Source organism: uncultured Veillonella sp., from assembly GCF_938010505.1.
GTDB lineage: Bacteria > Bacillota > Negativicutes > Veillonellales > Veillonellaceae > Veillonella.
Genome location: NZ_CALLVP010000084.1, coordinates 1 through 3,294, shown reverse-complemented (window position 1 = coordinate 3,294; position 3,294 = coordinate 1). Strand labels below are relative to the sequence as shown.

The following is a 3,294-nucleotide window of genomic DNA, read 5'->3' as shown; positions in this document are numbered from 1 at the left end:
TTCATAGGTAATCTCCATGAATAACAAGGTGTATTTATGGTTATTATATCATGAGTATAATGTTTGATAGGATAAGAGCATATACTCATATAGTTATAGTGTAGTTAGGTTGAAAGGAGATTATTATGAGTGGGTCTCATGAAAAACGAAATTTAATTATTGCTGGCCTTATTATCGGCGCTATTGCAGGATTCCTTGTGTTGGCTGGCAATCCAGCTAATATGGGCTTCTGTATTGCGTGCTTTATTCGTGATACCGTAGGTGCTCTTGGTATGCATCGAGCTGCACCTGTACAATACATTCGTCCAGAAGTTATCGGCCTTATTTTAGGGGCGTATGTATTGTCCATGATCCGTGGTGAGCATCAAAGTAAAGGTGGTTCCTCTCCGATTATTCGATTTATTCTCGGTTTCTTTGTTATGATCGGTGCATTGATGTTCCTTGGTTGTCCACTTCGCATGATTTTGCGCCTTGGTGGCGGTGACCTGAATGCTCTATTTGGTATCGCTGGCTTTGCCGGGGGCGTAGGGATTGGTACTATATTCTTAAAACGCGGTTACTCTTTACAACGTACGTATGCATTGAGCAAATTAGAATCTGCTATCATGCCAGCTATCCAAGTTGGGTTGCTCGTATTAGTAGTTACAGCCCCTGCGTTTATCTTCTTTAGTCAAAAAGGGCCCGGTGCCATGCATGCGCCTTGGCTTATTTCCTTAGCCGCTGGCCTTGTAGTAGGTGGTTTATCTCAATATAGCCGTCTATGTACAGTGGGTGGTTTTCGCGATCTATTCTTATTCAAAAAATCCGTACTTGTTTTTGGCTACATCGCAGTTCTCGTTGGCGTGTTTGCGGTAAACATTAGCTTCGGTAACTTCCACCTTGGTTTTGAAAACCAACCGGTTTCTCATACTGATGGTTTGTGGAACTTCCTTGGCATGGCTCTCGCTGGTTTTTGTAGCGTATTGCTCGGTGGTTGCCCATTGCGTCAATTGATTATGACTGGCGAAGGCAACTCTGATTCTGCTGTTACTGTGCTTGGCCTTGCAGCTGGCGCAGCATTTGCTCATAACTTTGGTTTAGCTGCTTCTGGCGCTGGTCCTACATTGAATGGTCAAATCGCTGTAGGGATAGGTTTTGTAGTGGCGCTCATCATTGCGGTGCTTAATACAAAACGTTCAAATGCGTAAATTGCATATACTTAGGCTACATATGCTTAGAGTGTAAATGTTTAGATTATGTATGGTATGATTAACGTAAAGTATGATTATCGTATACTATAATTATACTTTACTATCCTATCCTATCCTATCCTATCCTATTCGGTATTGTTAGCTAGAATTGAGTGTTTATGAAATATATCGCTACTTTTTACTCTCACTTCGGAGCGATTCGCTTCAAGCGTGAAGCTCCTGAAGGGGTAAGTAATATAGAACTTCGTCCTGTGCCGCGCGATTTGAGTTCCTCTTGTGGGACGAGTGCATCCTTTGATGCTGGTGAAAGTTTTACTTTTACGGAGGATCCAACAGAGGAAATTGAACAAATCGTGGTTGTTACGGAGGGTGGCTATAAAACTATATATGAAAGCCCAAATAAGTAAATATGTAATTGGGTCTTGTTTTATAAACCAGAAAATGACACAAATTTATATCGTATTATGTGTAATTTATGGTGCATAGAAGTAGATATCTTTTGGGGATATCTACTTTTTTTATACAGAGAACTTACTTATATAAATCTTGATTTGTGATGGTAAAAAATAAGTTTCTTATCTTTATTTTTTAGATGTAAAAAGTCTATTTAATAAAGTAATAGTATTGTATTTGGTCTCATTGTTAAGTAGAGTTTATAATTATATAATTTTTATAGATAGATATATATAATTTGTTAAAATGTTATAGATTTTTTTCGAATAGGACTATAAAAATTAGATGAAGTATTATATAATAATATCTACAGTATGTATTACAGTAGAACAGTAGAATAAATCCATTGATAATATACGCTACTATTGCAGTATTATACAATTAGTATTAATGATAAGGGAGATTGTAAGACGTTGAAAAGAGTATTAACCTTAACATTAGCCGTGGCCATCGTCGCCGGTGGCTATATGTTTGAGGCTAATGGGGCGGGAGAACAACCTTCAAAACAGGCACCATCTATATCTGAGATAAATATATATACGCCAAAAGAACTTAATGCACGTCAAAAAGATTTGGTTGAAATCGGCCGTTACACAGCGTCTGGTGATCAAGAGGCATTAAAGAGCACAATTGCTTCTGCTATCGAGCGAGGTACGTTGACACCGCAAGAGGTGAGTATTGCGATTCGTCAACTTTATTCTGCTGCGGGTTTGAAGCAAATGAATGCGGCGCTAGCTACATTTTCTCAATTACGTGATGAGCGTCCTGAGTTTGGCGATGAGTATGAAAAATTAGTTACAAAGCAAACTGGACTTAGTGCTTTATTGGGGAATGGCACTAATGGGGCGCCTCTAACTAAGCCGAAAGCTGAGGAAGTGAAAGAGGGGGTTCAATATAATACGTTCCGTATGAAAAAACCAAAACCTCAAAACCGTAATCGCTCACGCCTAGGTAAATTGGATCGTGAATTGGTTGCTGCAGCTGCATTAGGCACTCGAGTTGGTAAAAATAATCTATTTACTGCAGCTGAAAAGAGTTTATCTGAACTTGGCTTAAGTCAATATCAAATTGAAAATCTAGAAACTATGATTTTCCAATAAAATGTAGACCTACTTCTTTCGGAAGTAGGTCTTTTCTTATGGCTTCTACTTTCACAGTTCCAGTGATTAGGATTAAATCCATAGAATGTAATTGACGTTTAAGGTCCCCTTTTCTATAATTAATAAGATAGGTATATGACCTGTAATAATAAATATAAACAAATGTAAACATATCATTAAAAATAGATGTAAGGAGAAAGTATGCGCCTTCGTAGAAAGCCGTGGATTGATGAAGCAATTCACGAATATGACTCTCACATCATTTTGTCTGGCCAAGAAGAGCACAAAGGCAAATGGCGTGAATTATTTGAGCATCCTGAACACCCATTATACATGGAATTAGGGACAGGGAAAGGTCGCTTTATTGCGGGCATGTCTGAAGCGTATCCAGATGCTAACTTCATAGGTTTTGAAGTTCAGATGGGGGTTATTTATTACGCAGCACAAAAAATCTTTGAAGGGGAACGGAACAATGCAAAGGTCTCTCTATTTGATATTGCAGGTATCGAAGAGATAGTGGCACCTGGTGAAGTTGATCGTTTCTATATTAA

The 3,294-nt window shown here is 38.4% G+C and carries 3 protein-coding genes and 1 pseudogene; all 4 read left to right on the top strand.

Annotated elements, in window-relative coordinates:
* Positions 1–125 precede the first annotated feature (125 nt).
* Positions 126–1,187, top strand: coding sequence for a YedE family putative selenium transporter (gene yedE, locus Q0507_RS05180; protein WP_298713382.1), 1,062 nt, complete (start codon positions 126–128; stop codon positions 1,185–1,187).
* A gap of 161 nt (positions 1,188–1,348) precedes the next feature.
* Positions 1,349–1,597, top strand: a complete 249-nt coding sequence (locus Q0507_RS05175) for a DUF3343 domain-containing protein (protein WP_298713379.1) — start codon at positions 1,349–1,351, stop codon at positions 1,595–1,597.
* A 459-nt stretch (positions 1,598–2,056) separates the two neighbouring features.
* Positions 2,057–2,743, top strand: a complete 687-nt coding sequence (locus Q0507_RS05170) for a carboxymuconolactone decarboxylase family protein (RefSeq protein WP_298713376.1) — start codon at positions 2,057–2,059, stop codon at positions 2,741–2,743.
* A 201-nt stretch (positions 2,744–2,944) separates the two neighbouring features.
* A pseudogene (locus tag Q0507_RS05165) lies at positions 2,945–3,294 on the top strand (tRNA (guanosine(46)-N7)-methyltransferase TrmB); the annotation flags it as partial.

Coding starts and splice junctions, on each gene's coding strand:
- yedE (WP_298713382.1), top strand. CDS start 126: ATGAGTGGGTCTCATGAAAAACGAAATTTAATTATTGCTGGCCTTATT.
- Q0507_RS05175 (WP_298713379.1), top strand. CDS start 1,349: ATGAAATATATCGCTACTTTTTACTCTCACTTCGGAGCGATTCGCTTC.